This is a genomic window from Ancylobacter sp. TW_SC_1 (genome assembly GCF_056836805.1).
Genome location: NZ_CM166365.1, coordinates 2,065,608 through 2,080,387, shown reverse-complemented (window position 1 = coordinate 2,080,387; position 14,780 = coordinate 2,065,608). Strand labels below are relative to the sequence as shown.

At 68.3% G+C, this 14,780-nt stretch carries 16 protein-coding genes, 1 riboswitch and 1 other annotated feature; of the genes, 6 read left to right on the top strand and 10 right to left on the bottom strand.

Annotated elements, in window-relative coordinates; all coding sequences use genetic code 11:
- The first annotated feature begins 58 nt into the window (after positions 1 to 58).
- The gene (locus tag AC1PZ7_RS09565; protein ID WP_482359232.1) at positions 59 to 1,306 is read left to right on the top strand and encodes a glycosyltransferase; all 1,248 of its coding nucleotides are present in this window, start codon (positions 59 to 61) and stop codon (positions 1,304 to 1,306) included.
- A gap of 132 nt (positions 1,307 to 1,438) precedes the next feature.
- Here the strand turns inward: AC1PZ7_RS09565 and AC1PZ7_RS09560 are convergent, their stop codons facing one another.
- Positions 1,439 to 1,687 carry a hypothetical protein gene (locus tag AC1PZ7_RS09560; RefSeq protein ID WP_482359231.1) on the bottom strand — a complete coding sequence of 83 codons (249 nt, stop codon included), beginning with the start codon at positions 1,685 to 1,687 and terminating at the stop codon, positions 1,439 to 1,441.
- 460 nt (positions 1,688 to 2,147) lie between these two features.
- Here AC1PZ7_RS09560 and AC1PZ7_RS09555 point away from each other — a divergent pair, with 460 nt between their 5' ends.
- A complete protein-coding gene (locus tag AC1PZ7_RS09555; protein WP_482359230.1) occupies positions 2,148 to 2,705 on the top strand; it encodes a DUF2087 domain-containing protein in 558 nt (185 codons plus the stop codon).
- Here AC1PZ7_RS09555 and AC1PZ7_RS09550 read toward each other — a convergent pair.
- Positions 2,693 to 3,214: a YybH family protein gene (locus tag AC1PZ7_RS09550; protein WP_482359229.1), complete on the bottom strand. Its 522-nt coding sequence runs from the start codon at positions 3,212 to 3,214 to the stop codon at positions 2,693 to 2,695. The two genes, AC1PZ7_RS09555 and AC1PZ7_RS09550, sit on opposite strands and share 13 nt — an antisense overlap.
- Before the next feature lie 45 nt (positions 3,215 to 3,259).
- Positions 3,260 to 3,315: a sequence feature (sul1 is cis-regulatory element that is thought to sense ions involved in sulfur or methionine metabolism; They are found in Alphaproteobacteria), on the top strand.
- Between the two features lie 65 nt (positions 3,316 to 3,380).
- Between AC1PZ7_RS09550 and AC1PZ7_RS09545 the strand changes: the two genes are divergently transcribed.
- Positions 3,381 to 4,874 (top strand): SulP family inorganic anion transporter, encoded by a 1,494-nt coding sequence (locus AC1PZ7_RS09545; RefSeq protein WP_482359228.1) that lies wholly within the window; start codon positions 3,381 to 3,383, stop codon positions 4,872 to 4,874.
- 36 nt (positions 4,875 to 4,910) lie between these two features.
- Here AC1PZ7_RS09545 and AC1PZ7_RS09540 read toward each other — a convergent pair whose 3' ends face one another.
- From AC1PZ7_RS09540 to AC1PZ7_RS09520, 5 genes are all read right to left on the bottom strand, one after another.
- Positions 4,911 to 5,516 carry a thiamine phosphate synthase gene (locus AC1PZ7_RS09540; RefSeq protein ID WP_482359227.1) on the bottom strand — a complete coding sequence of 202 codons (606 nt, stop codon included), beginning with the start codon at positions 5,514 to 5,516 and terminating at the stop codon, positions 4,911 to 4,913.
- Positions 5,517 to 5,536: 20 nt separating this feature from the next.
- Positions 5,537 to 6,313, bottom strand: a complete 777-nt coding sequence (locus AC1PZ7_RS09535) for a thiazole synthase (RefSeq protein WP_482359607.1) — start codon at positions 6,311 to 6,313, stop codon at positions 5,537 to 5,539.
- A 64-nt stretch (positions 6,314 to 6,377) separates the two neighbouring features.
- The gene (thiS, locus tag AC1PZ7_RS09530; RefSeq protein ID WP_482359226.1) at positions 6,378 to 6,575 is read right to left on the bottom strand and encodes a sulfur carrier protein ThiS; all 198 of its coding nucleotides are present in this window, start codon (positions 6,573 to 6,575) and stop codon (positions 6,378 to 6,380) included.
- On the bottom strand, positions 6,553 to 7,557 hold the full coding sequence (locus AC1PZ7_RS09525) for an FAD-dependent oxidoreductase (RefSeq protein WP_482359606.1): 1,005 nt from the start codon (positions 7,555 to 7,557) through the stop codon (positions 6,553 to 6,555). The genes thiS and AC1PZ7_RS09525 overlap by 23 nt, the downstream gene beginning before the upstream one ends.
- A gap of 50 nt (positions 7,558 to 7,607) precedes the next feature.
- A riboswitch (TPP riboswitch) is annotated at positions 7,608 to 7,732 on the bottom strand.
- 60 nt (positions 7,733 to 7,792) lie between these two features.
- The gene (locus AC1PZ7_RS09520) at positions 7,793 to 10,108 is read right to left on the bottom strand and encodes an MHYT domain-containing protein (protein ID WP_482359225.1); all 2,316 of its coding nucleotides are present in this window, start codon (positions 10,106 to 10,108) and stop codon (positions 7,793 to 7,795) included.
- Positions 10,109 to 10,439: 331 nt separating this feature from the next.
- Here AC1PZ7_RS09520 and AC1PZ7_RS09515 point away from each other — a divergent pair, with 331 nt between their 5' ends.
- Together AC1PZ7_RS09515 and AC1PZ7_RS09510 are read left to right on the top strand one after the other, a co-directional pair.
- Entirely contained in the window at positions 10,440 to 11,207 is a 768-nt protein-coding gene (locus tag AC1PZ7_RS09515; RefSeq protein WP_482359224.1) for a phosphatase PAP2 family protein, read from the top strand.
- Between the two features lie 94 nt (positions 11,208 to 11,301).
- Positions 11,302 to 11,511: a hypothetical protein gene (locus AC1PZ7_RS09510; RefSeq protein ID WP_482359223.1), complete on the top strand. Its 210-nt coding sequence runs from the start codon at positions 11,302 to 11,304 to the stop codon at positions 11,509 to 11,511.
- Between the two features lie 132 nt (positions 11,512 to 11,643).
- Here the strand turns inward: AC1PZ7_RS09510 and AC1PZ7_RS09505 are convergent, their stop codons facing one another.
- On the bottom strand, positions 11,644 to 12,210 hold the full coding sequence (locus tag AC1PZ7_RS09505; RefSeq protein WP_482359222.1) for an RBBP9/YdeN family alpha/beta hydrolase: 567 nt from the start codon (positions 12,208 to 12,210) through the stop codon (positions 11,644 to 11,646).
- A gap of 15 nt (positions 12,211 to 12,225) precedes the next feature.
- Positions 12,226 to 12,624 carry an MAPEG family protein gene (locus AC1PZ7_RS09500; protein WP_482359221.1) on the bottom strand — a complete coding sequence of 133 codons (399 nt, stop codon included), beginning with the start codon at positions 12,622 to 12,624 and terminating at the stop codon, positions 12,226 to 12,228.
- Positions 12,625 to 12,696: 72 nt separating this feature from the next.
- Here AC1PZ7_RS09500 and AC1PZ7_RS09495 point away from each other — a divergent pair, with 72 nt between their 5' ends.
- On the top strand, positions 12,697 to 13,206 hold the full coding sequence (locus tag AC1PZ7_RS09495; RefSeq protein ID WP_482359220.1) for an NUDIX hydrolase: 510 nt from the start codon (positions 12,697 to 12,699) through the stop codon (positions 13,204 to 13,206).
- 49 nt (positions 13,207 to 13,255) lie between these two features.
- On the opposite strand, the gene AC1PZ7_RS09490 is transcribed toward AC1PZ7_RS09495, so the two are convergent.
- Positions 13,256 to 14,509 carry a multidrug effflux MFS transporter gene (locus AC1PZ7_RS09490; RefSeq protein ID WP_482359219.1) on the bottom strand — a complete coding sequence of 418 codons (1,254 nt, stop codon included), beginning with the start codon at positions 14,507 to 14,509 and terminating at the stop codon, positions 13,256 to 13,258.
- Between the last annotated feature and the right edge of the window lie 271 nt (positions 14,510 to 14,780).

Sequence of the window (14,780 nt, the reverse complement as noted above, 5' to 3'; positions counted from 1 at the left end):
AAGCGGCCGGCACGTTCTCGCCCCATTCGACCTCGCCACAGGATGAAGAGGAAACCGGGTGCGCATAGCAATCGACACGCTCGGCACCAGAGGTGACGTACAGCCCTATATCGCGCTTGCCCTGGGGTTGGTCGGACGCGGTCACGAGGTGCAAATTGCGGGACCCGCCCAGTTCGACGTCATGGTCCGCGACCATGGCATCGCCTTTGCGGCGCTTCCGGGTGAGTTCCTGGCGCTGATGGACACGCCGGAAGGCAAAGCGGCCATCGCGGGCGGGCGAGGCTTCAGCGCCGGACTCAAGCTCTTGAAGCATGTGCGTCCGTTGATGCGGCGCCTGCTGGATGACGAGTGGACGGCCGTCAGAGCCTTCCATCCCGATGTGATCGTCCACCATCCCAAGGCGATTGCGGCGCCACACATCGCCGAAGCTCTCGCATGCCCGCACATGCTTGCATCGCCGCTGCCGGGCTTCACGCCGACCTCGGCCTTTCCCAGCCCGATGCTGCCGTTTGCTTCCCTGGGGCCGCTGAACCGCGCCAGTCATGCGCTGGCGATCAAGGGGGCCGACCTGCTGTTCCGCACGCAGATTCGCGACTGGCGGGAAACGTCGCTGGGGCTCGCGGGCCGCCGCTCCGGTGCCGGCAGGTTCCTGGGCACGCTCTATGCCTATAGCCCGCATGTCATTCCGGTTCCGCCCGATTGGGGCCGCGATGTGCGGGTCAGCGGCTATTGGTTCCTCGACGATGAGAGGTGGCGCCCCTCCGACGCGCTGACGGCATTCCTTGATGCCGGCGAACCACCGATCTATGTCGGCTTCGGCAGCCTGCCCGGGCTCGATCCTCAGCGGACGACCATGACCGTCATCGAGGCTCTCGCGAAAACCGGCAAACGCGGTGTGCTGGCGACCGGCGGCGGGGCGCTGGAGGCGCGGCACGTAGCTGGCCATGTCCACATCATCGCCGGAGCGCCACACGACAGGTTGTTTCCGCGGGTCGCCGCGACCGTGCATCATGGCGGCGCCGGAACCACTGCGGCGTCTCTGCGCGCCGGCAAACCCACCGCCATCTGCCCGTTTTTCGGCGACCAGCCGTTCTGGGCAAGGCGTGTCGCCGCGTTGGGTGTAGGTCCGCGGGCTCTCGAGCGAAAAACTCTGTCGGCCGAAAGCCTGGCGGCGGCGATCATGGCGATGGACGATCCGCTGATGCGCCGCCGGGCATCCATTCTTGGCGACGCGATCCGACAGGAGGATGGCGTCGCCGCGGCGGTGGAATTCATCGAGAGCAGAGTAGCCGGGCAAGCCGTCTAGGAGCCCCCACGGCGGCGCTCGGCGACGGCATCGTGGAATACCGCGGGATCGGCAACTTATGATTTCAAGGCGAAGGCTGGGCAGGCGGGCGATACGCGGGCGGGGGGGCAGCCCGGTATCGCCCGCACTGCATCAACGGGTCGTGCGCGAGGAGCGGGCGTTGAGTTCGATCTGCTGCGCGATGTAGGGCTCCACGCCCAGCGTCTCGACGCGGTGGCTGGTCGTCACGTTCCGGCCCTCATAGACCGGACCGACCGGCACATGGGCGCCCGTCACCGTGTTCTTCCAGGCCTGGCGCTCATAGTGGTCCTGCTTCGCTTCCGAGGCGCCAACATAGGAAAAGGATGCGGCTGCGGCCAGAATATAAACAAGCTTGTTCATGTCACATCTCCATTTTTACAGATTTGCACGCGAAATGCGTCCATCTGATGGGCCGACTATAGAGACGTTGACTTGCCATGATTTATCACACTTGCGGCGAGTATAGCGGCATTGCGGGTTTGTTGGGCGCGTCCGGAGTGAAGTCCTCCATTAATCCCAGCCCGCACGAGACGAGACACGCTTGCTTCCGGCGGCGGCGCTGGCGGTGCGCGCCGGTACGCTGGCTCTCACGGTGAACCGGGGTCGCACAGGCGCGCGAGTGAGGTGGTCCCCGCCACGCTGGACATCGCGTGGAGCTTCGCTTATCCGTCGTGCCACGGTCTGCAGTTCACCGAGGCGTTGCCGCCCCGCAAGGGGAGCTAAACCTGCGTGTTTCCGAACCCCGCACTTGTCCTTGTGCCCGGTCGCAAGACGGCAACCCCGACATTTCCTCGCGAAAGGGCACCAACGAGGATAGGTCATGCCCAGAACCGTTCTGGCCTATGAGGCGCCGGATATTTCCGCGCTCGCCCGCAGCTTGCATCAGGCCATCGCCGCGCTTGAGCGGCCGCCCGGCCATGTCGAACTGCTGAACCTGCTGGCGCGCGGCGCCGGCTATCGCAATTTCCAGCATCTGCGGGCCGACAGGGCCGCCCGCGCGCGGCTGGCCACGCCCGCGCCGCCCCCGGCCCCGCCGGCGGACCACGCACGCTGCGAAAAGGCGCTGCGCCTGTTTGACCCGGCGGGCAGGCTGCTGCGCTGGCCGAAGAAGCGCAACCAGCAGATCCTCTGCCTGTGGGTGCTATGGTCGCGCCTGCCGAGCGGCGACGCCTTCCCCGAGCGGCGGATGAACGCGCTGCTGAACGCCGAGCACCTGTTCGGCGACCATGCGCTGCTGCGGCGGGAGATGGTGGGATTGGGGCTGTTTCGCCGCACGCTGGACGGAAGCCGGTATTGGCGTGTGGAACGCGAGCCGCCGCCCGAAATGGCGACGCTCAACGCGCTCCTGCGCCAGCGCCGCGCCGCCTATTCCTCATAGGCCATGTAGCGGATGATCCGCCACTTGCCGTCGTCCTCCTTGCGGAAAACATCCATCCCCGGCTCGACGCTCCTTATGTCGCCCGGCGTGATGGTCAGCGTCCAGGTCAGGCGGACGACGGCGAGGTCGCCTTCCACGATGACCTCCTTGATGTCGGCGGTATAGCGGAAGCGGCGCTCCTTGCTGTCGAGCGCCTTGGCGATCAGCGCGCAGCGCGTCGCGTAATCCGCCGTGCCCTGGCCGCGATAATCCGAGATCAGCGATGTGGAGAACAGGTCGCAGGCGGCCGCCTTGTCGCCCCGGTTGAACGCCTCGGTCCATCGAGCGAGCCGCTCGCGGATCGCCTGCGCCTCGGCGGCAAGACCCTGCGCCTCGCCAGCAAGGACCGGCCCGGCCATGAGGCAGAAGAAGGCGCTCACCATGGCGAGCCGGCGGATCGGATGGCGCATGTCACGGCCCTGGATGTGGACCATCAGGCTACCACGCCGCCGGTCGGCACGCAGCATCATCCATGTTGCGCTGCAGCGCGGAACGGGCTAGGTGCTGGGTATTCGTCAGGACCCGGTGCAAGCCCGGGTGGCTCTTCCGGCCGCCGATCCGCCGGACAACGCACAGTCAGCGCCTGCCCCGCCGCCTCGTTTGCGGATGCACGCCCTTTGCGAAGATTTCCCCTCCATGACCCATGCCTCGACCGCCGCCCATCGCTATTTCCGCGACTGGACCTCCAACATCCGCGCCGACATCCTCGCCGGCATCGTCGTCGCCCTCGCCCTCATCCCGGAAGCGATCGGCTTTTCGGTGATCGCCGGGGTCGATCCGAAGGTGGGCCTGTTCGCCTCCTTCGCCATCGCCTGCGTATCGGCCATCGTCGGCGGCCGGCCGGGCATGATCTCGGCCGCCACCGCCGCCACCGCCGTGGTGATGGTCTCGCTCGTGCGCGATCACGGGCTGCAGTATCTGTTCGCCGCGACCATCCTGATGGGCCTGATCCAGATCCTCGCCGGCTTGCTGAAGCTGGGGCGGGTGATGCGCTTCGTCTCGCGCTCGGTCATCACCGGCTTCGTCAATGCCCTCGCCATCCTCATCTTCATGGCGCAGCTGCCGGAGCTCATCGGCGTGCCGATGGAGACCTACCCGATGATCGCGGTTGGCCTCGCCATCATCTATCTGTTTCCGCGCCTGACGAAGGCGGTGCCCTCCCCGCTCGTCGCCATTGCCGCGCTCACCGCCTTCGCCTGGTGGAGCGGCATGGATCTGCGCACCGTTGGCGATCTCGGCGCCCTCCCCTCCGGCCTGCCGGTATTCGCACTGCCGGACGTGCCGCTGACGCTGGAGACGCTGCAGATCATCCTGCCCTATTCGCTCACTTTGGCCGCCGTCGGCCTGCTGGAATCGCTGCTCACCGCGCAGATCGTCGACGACATGACCGACACGATGAGCAACAAGAGCCAGGAGTGCATCGGCCAAGGCACCAGCAACATCGCCTCGGCACTGATCGGCGGCATGGGCGGCTGCGCGATGATCGGCCAGTCGGTGATAAACGTCACCTCAGGCGGCCGCGGCCGGCTCTCCACCTTCGTCGCGGGATCGTTCCTGCTGTTCCTCATCCTCGTGCTGGACGATCTCGTGCGCATCATCCCGATGGCGGCGCTGGTGGCGGTCATGATCATGGTGTCGATCGGCACCTTCTCATGGCGCTCGATTCTCGATCTCCGCACCAACCCGCGCTCCTCCTCGCTGGTGATGCTGGCCACCGTGTTCACCGTGGTGACAACGCACGACCTCGCCATCGGCGTGCTGGTCGGCGTGCTGCTGTCGGGCGTGTTCTTCGCCGGCAAGGTGTCGCAGCTGGTGGCGGTCGGCGAGCATATCGACGAGGAAAGTGGCCGGGTGACCTACGTCGTCAACGGGCAGATCTTCTTCGCCTCCTCCGAGGTATTCCTCGGCGGTTTCGATTTCGACCAGCCGGCGCGCGAGGTGGTGATCGACCTCACCCACGCGCATTTCTGGGACATCACCTCGATCGGCGCGCTCGACAAGGCGGTGCTGAAGTTCCGCAAGGCTGGCGCACAGGTCGAGGTGCTCGGCCTCAACGAGGCCAGCGCGACCCTGGTCGACCGCTTCGGCACCCACGACAAGGCGGACGCCCCCGCACCGGCGGCGCACTAGCCGGAGACGGTCCCGGCCACGCCCCGCCGCGGGGCGTCAGGCCATCTCGCGGGTCGCCAGCACCCATTCGCGGGCGCGGGCTTCCGGGTTCGGATTCAGCAGCACGTCGGTCACGACCGCGACGCTGTCCGCCCCCGCCTGGCGCACGCCGGGGGCGCGCTCGATGGTGAGGCCGCCAATGGCAACCAGCGGCAGATCGCCGATGCGCTGCTTCCAGCGGGTCACGCGCTCCAGCCCCTGCGGCGCCCAGCGCATCTTCTTCAGGATGGTGGGATAGACCGGCCCGAGCGCCACATAGTCGGGCCGCGCCAGCAGCGCCGCTTCCAGCTCGGCCTCGTCATGGGTGCTGATGCCGAGCCTCAGCCCCGCCCGGCGAATGGCCGGCACATCCGCTTCGGCAAGGTCCTCCTGGCCGAGATGGACGAAATCGCAGCCCAGATCGATGGCGAGCTTCCAGTAGTCGTTGACGATGAGCTGCGCGCCGAAGCGCTCGCAGACCTCGCGCGCCGTCGCGATCTCGCGGCGCAGCTCGGCCTCGTCCATCTCCTTGGCGCGCAGCTGCACCAGCTTCACGCCCTGCGGCAGCAGGCGCGGCAGCCAGGCGGCACGATCGACGATGAGGTAGAACGGATCGAGCTTCATGGCACTCTCACTGGACGTCTTCACTGGCCCAACACGGCGCGGCCCATGACCGGGGTCGAGGGCGCCGCCATGTCGCGCACTTCCATCGGATCGGCGATCACCGCCTCGCGCCCCGCCTCGATGGCGCGGGCGAAGGCGCGGGCCATGCGCACCGGATCGCCCGCCTTGGCGACCGCCGTGTTCAGCAGCACGGCGTCATAGCCCAGCTCCATCGCCGCCGCCGCGTGCGAGGGCAGGCCGACGCCGGCATCGACCACCAGCGGCACGCCGGGGAAATGCGCGCGCAGCGAGCGCAGGCCGTAAGGGTTGTTGAGCCCGCGCCCGGAACCGATCGGCGCCCCCCACGGCATCAGCACCTCGCAGCCGGCGGAGATGAGCTTCTCCGCCACCACGAGGTCCTCGGTGGTGTAGGGAAACACCTGGAAGCCGTCGCGCGTGAGGATGCGGGCGGCCTCGACGAGACCGAACACGTCGGGCTGCAGCGTGTCGTCCTCGCCGATCACTTCCAGCTTCACCCAGGGCGTGCCGAACAGCTCGCGGGCCATCTCGGCCGTGGTGACGGCTTCCTTCACGGTCTTGCAGCCGGCGGTGTTGGGCAGCACCTTCACGCCGAGGTCGCGGATGAGCTGCCAGAAGCTCTGGCCGGACTTCGCCACGCCGGATTCGCGGCGCAGCGAGACGGTCACGATCTCCGTGCCCGAGGCGCGGATCGCTTCGGTGAGGATGGCCGGCGAGGGATATTGCGCCGTGCCGAGCAGCAGGCGCGAGCCGACCGCGGTGCCGTAGAACGTCGCCACATCGGCCTGTGCCCCGGCCGGCACGCCGGATTTGTTGGTCATCGCGTCCATGACAGTCTCCCTGTCAGCCCCCCTGCATCGGGGCGAGGATCTCGACCCGGTCGCCATCGGCGATCGGCGTCGCCGCCCGCTTCACCGCCCGCACCATGTCGCCATTGACCGCCGTCGCCACGATGGCGTCGTCGAGCCCCAGTTCGGTCAGCAGGCGCGCGAGCGTGCCGGCGGCCGTGTCGGCCGGCTCACCATTCACGATGATCTTCATCCATGACCTCCGGGAAATAGGCCCCGTCGAACGCGACTTCCGCCGCGCGGCGCGCAAGCGCCGGCGCGGCGAGGAAGCCGTGGCGATAGAGACCGTTGACATAGAGCGTGTTGCCGCGCCGGCGCAGGCGCGGCAGGTTGTCCGGGTAGGCCGGGCGCACATCGGCGCCGATCTCGACGATCTCGGCCTCGCCGAAGGCGGGATGCAGCGCATAGACGGCCCCGAGCAGCTCCAGCATGGAGCGCCCCGTCACCCGACCGCGCTCGTCATTCTCGATCGAGGTGGCGCCGATCATGAAATGCCCGTCGCCGCGCGGCACGATGTAGACGGGGATGCGCGGATGCAGCATGCGCACCGGGCGCTTGAGCGCGATCTCGGTGGAATAGAGCACCAGCATCTCGCCCTTCACGCCGCGCAGATCGGCGAGCACGTCGCGCGCCGCGAGGCCCCGGCAGTCGACGACGAAATCGGCTCCGTCATCGACAGTCTCGAAGCCGTCCGCTTCGTAGCGGATGGTCACATTGTGCTCGTCGACCAGCCTGGCGGTCAGCGCCGCCAGCGCCTTGCGCGGCTCGAGATGCGCCTCGGTCGGGAAGAACAGACCCTGGTCGAACCGGCCCTCGAGGTCCGGCTCCAGCGCCGCGATGCGCGCGCCGTCGACCCACTCATAGCCCTCGGTTCGCCGCGAGAAGCGGCGCAAATCCGGCAGGTCGCGCGCCGGTGCCAGCACGAGGCTGCCCTCGTTCGGCACGTCCGGCACGGCCTCGCGCCAATACGCCAACGATTCAAAGCCGAGCTCGGCGACGATCGGCTCGGCGCTCTCGCGCTCGCACCAGGGAGCGAGCATGCCGCCCGCATACCAGGAACAGCCCTGCCCCGATCCGGCCTTGCGCTCGACGATGGTGACGTTGGCGCCGCGCCGGGCGAAGGCATGCGCGCAGGTCAGCCCGGCAACGCCGGCGCCGACGATCTTCACGCGCATGGCGTTCGCGGCGGCGCGGACGGCCGTGGTCTCGGTGGATTCAGCTTGCGGGGACAGCATTCACTCCTCCCTCCGCCAGTTTCAACTGGATCAGGTTCGAAGGGTCGCCATGCCGCGCATTCTCAGCGCGCCGATGGCCTCTCAGCCTCCTGACGAGGCTCCCCCGGACGTCTTCGATATAATCTCTCAGCCGGCGAATGTCACCGCCGCAACCACAATATTCCCGGCGCCGCGCTCAGCCCCGGCGCGAGAGCGGGACGACATTGTCGGCCGGACCGCGCGTCGCCGCGACCACGGCGCGCCGCAGCGTCTCGCGGCTGAAAGGCTTGCCCAGCCGCATCATCCCGGCCTTGGCATCGGCCGGCAGCTCGGCATAGCCGGTGCCGAGAATGATCGGCAGGCTCGGCCAGCGCCTGGAGATGGCGGCGGCGAGCTGGACGCCGGTCATGCCGGGCATCGCCTGGTCGGTGAGCACCACGTCGAAGCTGACGCCGGATTCGAGGATGCGCAGCGCCTCCTCCCCGGACGCCGCCTCGGTGACGGCACAGCCGAGATCCTCCAGCATCGCCCCGGTGGCGGCGAGCACGAGGGCGTCGTCGTCGACCACCAGGATACGCTGCGCGCCGGTCTCGCCGGCGGGCACCACGTCCTCATCCTCCGCTTCCGGCTCCGGCCGGCTTCGGGCGGCCTCGGCGATCGGCAGATAGATCGTCGCCGTCGTTCCCCGCCCCGGCCGGCTTTCCAAAATCAGCTTGCCGTCCGACTGCGCGGCAAGGCCGTGCACCATGGCGAGGCCGAGCCCGGTTCCCTTGCCCACCCCCTTGGTGGTGAAGAAGGGCTCGGTGGCGCGCGCCAGCGTGTCCGCGTCCATGCCGACGCCGGTATCGCTGATCGACAGGCAGAAATAGCGCCCCCCGGACAGCACTCCAGGCTCCGGCGGACCCTCATAGTCCGGGTCGCCCGCCGGAGCGGCGACCACTTCCTCACGCGCCGAAATGGTGATCGTGCCGCCGTCCGGCATGGCGTCGCGCGCATTCACCGCAAGATTGAGCAAGGCGAGTTCGAGCTGGTTGGCGTCAACGCGCGCGCGCGGCAGGCCCAGCGGAAAGCGCGTCTCGATGCGCACGCTCGGCCCGATCGACCGGCGCATCAGCTCGGCCATGCCGAGCACGAGGTCGGGAATGTTGACCGGTTCCGGGTTGAGGTCCTGACGGCGAGCGAAGGCCAGCATGCGCTGGGTGAGCGACGCGCCACGCTGCGCGGCCTGCGTCGCGTGGTCGAGCAGCGCGAGCAGGCGCGCATCGTTCGGCGCCCGCTTGGCGGCGAGTTCCAGATTGCCAAGCACCACGGCGAGCAGGTTGTTGAAGTCATGCGCGATGCCGCCGGTGAGCTGGCCGACGGCCTCGAGCTTCTGCGCCTGCCGCAGCGCCTCCTCGGCGACGCGGCGCTCGGTGACGTCGATCAGGCCGCACAGCGTCTTGGTCAGGTTGCCCTGGGCGTCCTTCTCGGCGACCGCCGACAGGACGCAGTCGAGCACCCGCCCGTCCTTGGCGACGAGCTTGTACTCGGCCTCGCGCAACTCGCCGGTGCCGACCAGGCGCGGCCAGTGCTCCTTGTCGCGACGGTAGGTGGATTCCGCGGTCATGAAGTCGGTCAGCGGCCGCCCGATCACCTCCTCGCGCCGGTAGCCGAGCATATCGAGCCAGCGGTCGCTGACCTGCGCGACGCGACCGTCGGGACCGAGCGAATGCAGCGGCAGCGGCGTCCGGCGATAAAGGGTGCGGTAGCGCTCCTCGCTTTCGCGCCACATCTGCGCCTCGCGCTCGGCGAGCAGGGCGAAGCGCCGGTCATAGGAGGCGGCGAGCAGCATGGCGGCGAAAATGGCGAAGGTCGCGGCCGTCACCACGGCGACGAGGCCGACATTGTCGCCGGTCTCCGGGACGGAGGCATGTCCGCCCTCATGGCCGGTGACGGTCACGCCCATCATCGCGACATAATGCATGCCGGCGATGCCGAAGCCGAGCGCCAGCGCGGCGATGGCGCGCTGCGTCGACGAATGGCGGTGGAAGGCCAGCCAGATCGCCACGGTCGAGGCGACGATCGCCAGCACGATGGCGCCGCCGACATAGAGCGCGTCGTGCGTCATGACGCCCGGCATGCGCATCGCCGCCATGCCGGTATAGTGCATGCCGACGATGCCCAGTCCCATGAAGATGCCGCTGAGCAGGATGCCGCCCCGCCCCACGGAGATGTGGCCCGCGGCGTAGAGGGCGAGCCCGGTGGCCGCGATGGCCAGCAGCAGCGAAACGACGGTCAGAAATGCGTCATAGGAGACCGGCAGACCGATGTGCAGCGCCAGCATGGCGATGAAGTGCATCGCCCAGATGCCGCCACCGAGCACCAGCGCGGCCGCCACCAGCCAGCCATTGCGCATCGGACCGCGCGAGCGCGCCATGCGTCCCGCGAGATCGAGCGCCGTGTAGGACGCCGCCACGGCGATGAGGACCGACAGCGCCACCAGCGCGTTATCGTGGCTACCGACAAGGTTCATGTCGTGACCGGAAATTGTTCGCCCAGAGCGGGTCTGCCGCGATGGACATTGGTTCAGAACGCGGCCGGAGGAACGTAACGCCCTGTTTCAGGCTGTCGCGCCCCCCCGATGTCTCCCACCGGACAGCGGTACCTAACTGAGATAGCCCAAAAGCCAAAGCACGATGATGATCGGCAGCGGAATGCCGATCAGCCACAGGACGCCGCCCTTCAGCATGAAACCCTCCTCGCCATCGTGTGAGGGGAACACGCCAGCCCCTCTTTCGGTTCCCCGACGATACGGGTTACTCCTCGCCCCTCGTCCTTCCTCCCCGTTTCTGCCGGACCTCGCCATGCCCCTGTCGCTGAAAGGCCTGCCGCCCTCGCTCCGGGACCTGCCCGGCCGGATCTTCTCGGAAATGACGGTGCTGGTGGCGTTGCTGGGCGCCGCGCTGGGGCTTCTGGCCTTCGCCTTCGTCGCCGACGAGGTGGTGGAGGGAGAGACCCACGCCTTCGACGAGGCGGTGCTGCTCGCCTTCCGCGTGCCCGGCGATCCGGCGGATCCGATCGGTCCGCGGTGGCTGGAGATCGTCATGCGCGACGTCACCGCGCTCGGCAGCACCACGGTGCTGACGCTGATCACCCTCGCCGTGGCCGGCTTCCTCGTCGTCGACCGCAAGCGCGCGGCGGCGCTTTTCGTGCTGGTGGCGACGGCGGGCGGCGGGCTGCTGAGCTACCTGCTCAAGCTCGGCTTCGATCGCCCCCGCCCCGACCTCGTCGCCCATCTCGTCGACGTCAGCACGTTGAGCTTTCCGAGCGGCCACGCCATGGGCGCCGCCGTCACCTATCTGACCCTCGGCGCCCTGATCGTGCGGACCGAGAGCAAGCGGCGGCTGAAGGCCTATGTGCTGGCCGTGGCGGTCGGCCTCACATTGCTGATCGGCTTCAGCCGCATCTATCTCGGCGTCCACTGGCCCACCGACGTCATCGCCGGCTGGTGCGCCGGCAGTGCGTGGGCGCTGCTGTGCTGGATCGTCGTTCTGCTGCTGCAGCGGCGCGGCCAGGTGGAGGGCGGGAGCGGCACAAACGGCAACGCATCCCATCCCTCCGCCGGGGTATGATACCCGGAAAGCCACCGATGGCATTCCCGCGGCGCTCGGCTATCATTGCTCCACAGGAAGCCGCAGAGCATCCCGATGCTGCAGGAGGATATGTATGAGCACCACCGCGCCGGAAGGAAACCTGATCCCGGAAATCGGCGTCGTCGAAACGGTCGAGTCCGACAACATCCTGCGCTGGGACGGGTCCAACCTCTATGTCGAGCAGGACATCTTCCATAACGGCCAGTTGGTCCACCGCCGCTACAAGCGGCGCGTCACCAAGCCGGTAGCACAGGCCCTGGCCATCGTGCTGGCCCAGCACTAGCGGCCCAGGACGGCATTCGGCCATCGGATGTCACGCCACGGCCGGCCCGCAAGGCGTTGATGTGGTGGATCAACCTTTCGAAACGGATGGGGACCATCCGTTTCGGTCGATCCACGAGGACGGCCGCTCCGGCTAGATCCGCGCCAGCAGCCCGCCCAGCAGGACAAGGCCCGCCGGCCAGATGCCGAGCCGGGAGGCGGTGCCGATATGGCCGAGTTCCCCGACATCGGCGACATCCGCGCCCCATGCCTGCGCAAAGGCCTGCGCCTGCACCGGGGTGACGCGCGGATCGTCGCGCGAGACAAGCACCAGCGCCGGATAGGGCAGCGGCGACAGCGGCATCGGGCCGAAATTGCGCACCAGGTCGAAGGACGGGTCGGGATCGTCGACATTGGTCGGCGCGGCGAGGAAGGCGGCGGCCACCTTGCTACGCGCCAGCTCGGGCCGGGCCGCCGTCCAGCGCACCACCGTCGCCACGCCGACCGAATGGGCGACGAGCACCACCCGGCGCGGGGCCGCCTCGACCGCCGCGTCGAGGCGCGCGGTCCATGCCCCGACCTCGGGCCGGCTCCAGTCCTGCTGGATCAGCCGCGTCGAATTGGGAAAGGCACCCAGCCAGTGCGACTGCCAATGCTCGGCCGGCGCATTCTCGCGGCCCGGCAGCACGAGGAAATCGAAGGAGGCGAAGTCGACGGACATGGGGCACCCCGGGGGTCAGGCCGGACGGAGCACGGCGAACAGGATCACGAGCACGCCCAGCAGTGACACGCTCCACGCCAGCGAGCGCAGATACGGCACGCCGAAGGCGTAGAGCGGAACATAGACGATCCGCGCGCCGAGATAGAGCGCCGCGCCCCACAGGGTGAGCGCACCTTCCCGGCCGGCGACATGAGCGATGAGAATGGCCGCGGCGAAGACCGGCAGCGTCTCGAACAGGTTGGCCTGCGCCCGACGCAGCCGCCCGGTGACCACGCCGACCGTCGGACCCGGCTCGTCGCGCGGGCCGGCATTGTAGCCGATACCGGTTTCCCGGTTGCGCCAGAGGGCCGGCAGCAGTACTTGCCCAAGGGCAAGCACCAGCGTCCAGGCGAGCAGGGTGAGTTCCATCGTCATGGCGCTTCCGATGCGTGGGAAAAACGTCGAAATTCATCGCTATCCGCGTGCCGTCCATTACATCTAGCAATCATGGCCAAGCAGAAACAGAACAAGCGGCGGCCAACCGACGGACGCCCTCTCGACCAGGTCGCCGCGCTGCCCTTCCGTATCGCGGAGAATGACGTCATCGAGGTTCTGGTGATGACCTCGCGCGAGACGCACCGCGTGGTGATTCCCAAGGGCTGGCCGATCAAGAACCGCAAGGACTGGAAATCGGCGCAGATCGAGGCCCGGCAGGAGGCCGGCGTGATCGGCGATGTCGGCCGCAAACGGCTCGGCCAGTATCTTTACTGGAAGCGGCTCGAAAGCCATTTCGCGCTGGTGAAGGTCACGGTCTTTCCGCTCGCCGTCCGTCGCCAGCTCGCCGACTGGCCGGAACGCCACGAGCGCGCGCAGCTATGGATGCCAGCCGAGGACGCCGCCCTGCTGGTGGACGAGCCCGAACTCAGCGCCCTGATCCTCGAATTCGCGCAGTCGCCGACGGCGCGCCGGCTGGCGCCGGCCGGCGCCGCCGCGAAGGGAGCCGCGCCGAAGGGCTGAGCGGCATGGCGCCAACCGCCGGCCGGGCCCGTCCCGCGGCCCGGATCGGTCAGGTCGCGGTATCGGAGACCCGGGCATCCCGCCGGAAGAGCCGGCCGCGCTCGGCGAAGAGCACGAAGCACAGCGCCGCGAAGGCGAGCATGACGAAGCCCATGGTGAGCGGCAGCGTGGTGCCGTCGAAATGCTGGCCCAGCGCGAAGCCGAACAGCGCCCCGCCCACCGTGCTGACGAAGCCGAGCGCCGACGAGGCCGTGCCGGCGACATGACCGACCGGTTCCATCGCCATCGAATTGAAGTTCGACACCATCAGGCCGAAGAAGAACATCATCACCCCCTGCAGTGCCGAGAAGGTCCAGATGTTCTCGGCGCCCGCCAGCACGACGGCGGCGTGCACCAGCGTCACCCCGAAATAGCCGAACAGCGCGGCGTGCGAGACCCGCCGCATGCCGAGCCTCTCGACGATGCGCGCATTGAGCAGCGAGGACGCCGCCATGAACACCGCGATGAGCGCGAAGATCAGCGTGAACAGCTCGGCCGAGCGGAAGGCGTCCGCGAACACCTGCTGGGCCGAGTTGATGAAGCCGAACAGGCCGCCCATGACCATGGTCATGGCGAGCATGTAGCCGACCGTCACGCGGCTGCGGACGATGAGGCCGAAGGCATGGGAGATGCCGGCGAAGGAGATCGGCGAGCGATCCTCCGGGTGCAGCGTCTCCGGCAGGCGCGCCAGCGTCCACACGAACAGCACCGCGCCGAACAGGCAGAGCATGAAGAAGATGCCCCGCCACGGCGCCACCAGCATGATGGCCTGGCCGATCGACGGCGCGATGATCGGCACCGACAGGAAGACCAGGAAGGCGAGCGACATCACCTTCGCCATGTGCGAGCCGGAATAGCAGTCGCGCACGATGGTGATGGCGAGGATGCGCGTTGCCGCCGAGCCGATGCCCTGCACCACCCGCGCCGCCAGCATCACCTCCAGCGTGCCGGCGAACACCGCGCCGACCGACGCGACGGTGTAGATGGCAAGGCCGAACAGCAGGACGTTGCGGCGGCCGAACCGGTCGGCCAGCGTGCCGTAAATGAGCTGCGCCGCGCCGAAGCCGAGCAGATAGGCGGTGACGATGAGCTGGGTGTGGTTGGCCGTGTCGATGCCGAGCGAATGGCCGATCTCGGGCAGCGCCGGCAGCATCGAATCGATGGCGATGGCGTTCGTCGCCATGAGGCCGGCGATGAACAGCACGAACTCGCGGAACCCCATGCCGGGATGGGACGATTCCGGCGCGGGTGCGGGCGAGCTCATGACGGATCCAGTGCGCGAGCGGACAGTGACGACCTCGGCGGGAGCCGCCGGGGCACGCCTTATGGCGCAGATCTCGGCGCGCCCCTAGGGGATGGAAGACACAGGGACGGCAAAATTAGCCGACGGACCATCGGAAGTCCCGCCATTGCAACACTTCGGCACTGGCTTGAATAATAATGATGGATATCATCAAATTTCGTGCCGGCTGCCGGCCGGCCGCACGCGTTCCGCGTCGGGCGGGGCGCGAACGGGCAAACCGGGGAGCGCCCAC

Bases quoted from the DNA above. Each gene is read 5' to 3' on its own strand.
- AC1PZ7_RS09560 (WP_482359231.1), bottom strand. From the start codon at position 1,687: ATGAACAAGCTTGTTTATATTCTGGCCGCAGCCGCATCCTTTTCCTAT.
- AC1PZ7_RS09555 (WP_482359230.1), top strand. From the start codon at position 2,148: ATGCCCAGAACCGTTCTGGCCTATGAGGCGCCGGATATTTCCGCGCTC.
- AC1PZ7_RS09550 (WP_482359229.1), bottom strand. From the start codon at position 3,214: ATGATGCTGCGTGCCGACCGGCGGCGTGGTAGCCTGATGGTCCACATC.
- AC1PZ7_RS09545 (WP_482359228.1), top strand. From the start codon at position 3,381: ATGACCCATGCCTCGACCGCCGCCCATCGCTATTTCCGCGACTGGACC.
- AC1PZ7_RS09540 (WP_482359227.1), bottom strand. From the start codon at position 5,516: ATGAAGCTCGATCCGTTCTACCTCATCGTCGATCGTGCCGCCTGGCTG.
- thiS (WP_482359226.1), bottom strand. From the start codon at position 6,575: ATGAAGATCATCGTGAATGGTGAGCCGGCCGACACGGCCGCCGGCACG.
- AC1PZ7_RS09525 (WP_482359606.1), bottom strand. From the start codon at position 7,557: ATGCGCGTGAAGATCGTCGGCGCCGGCGTTGCCGGGCTGACCTGCGCG.
- AC1PZ7_RS09520 (WP_482359225.1), bottom strand. From the start codon at position 10,108: ATGAACCTTGTCGGTAGCCACGATAACGCGCTGGTGGCGCTGTCGGTC.
- AC1PZ7_RS09515 (WP_482359224.1), top strand. From the start codon at position 10,440: ATGCCCCTGTCGCTGAAAGGCCTGCCGCCCTCGCTCCGGGACCTGCCC.
- AC1PZ7_RS09510 (WP_482359223.1), top strand. From the start codon at position 11,302: ATGAGCACCACCGCGCCGGAAGGAAACCTGATCCCGGAAATCGGCGTC.
- AC1PZ7_RS09505 (WP_482359222.1), bottom strand. From the start codon at position 12,210: ATGTCCGTCGACTTCGCCTCCTTCGATTTCCTCGTGCTGCCGGGCCGC.
- AC1PZ7_RS09500 (WP_482359221.1), bottom strand. From the start codon at position 12,624: ATGACGATGGAACTCACCCTGCTCGCCTGGACGCTGGTGCTTGCCCTT.
- AC1PZ7_RS09495 (WP_482359220.1), top strand. From the start codon at position 12,697: ATGGCCAAGCAGAAACAGAACAAGCGGCGGCCAACCGACGGACGCCCT.
- AC1PZ7_RS09490 (WP_482359219.1), bottom strand. From the start codon at position 14,509: ATGAGCTCGCCCGCACCCGCGCCGGAATCGTCCCATCCCGGCATGGGG.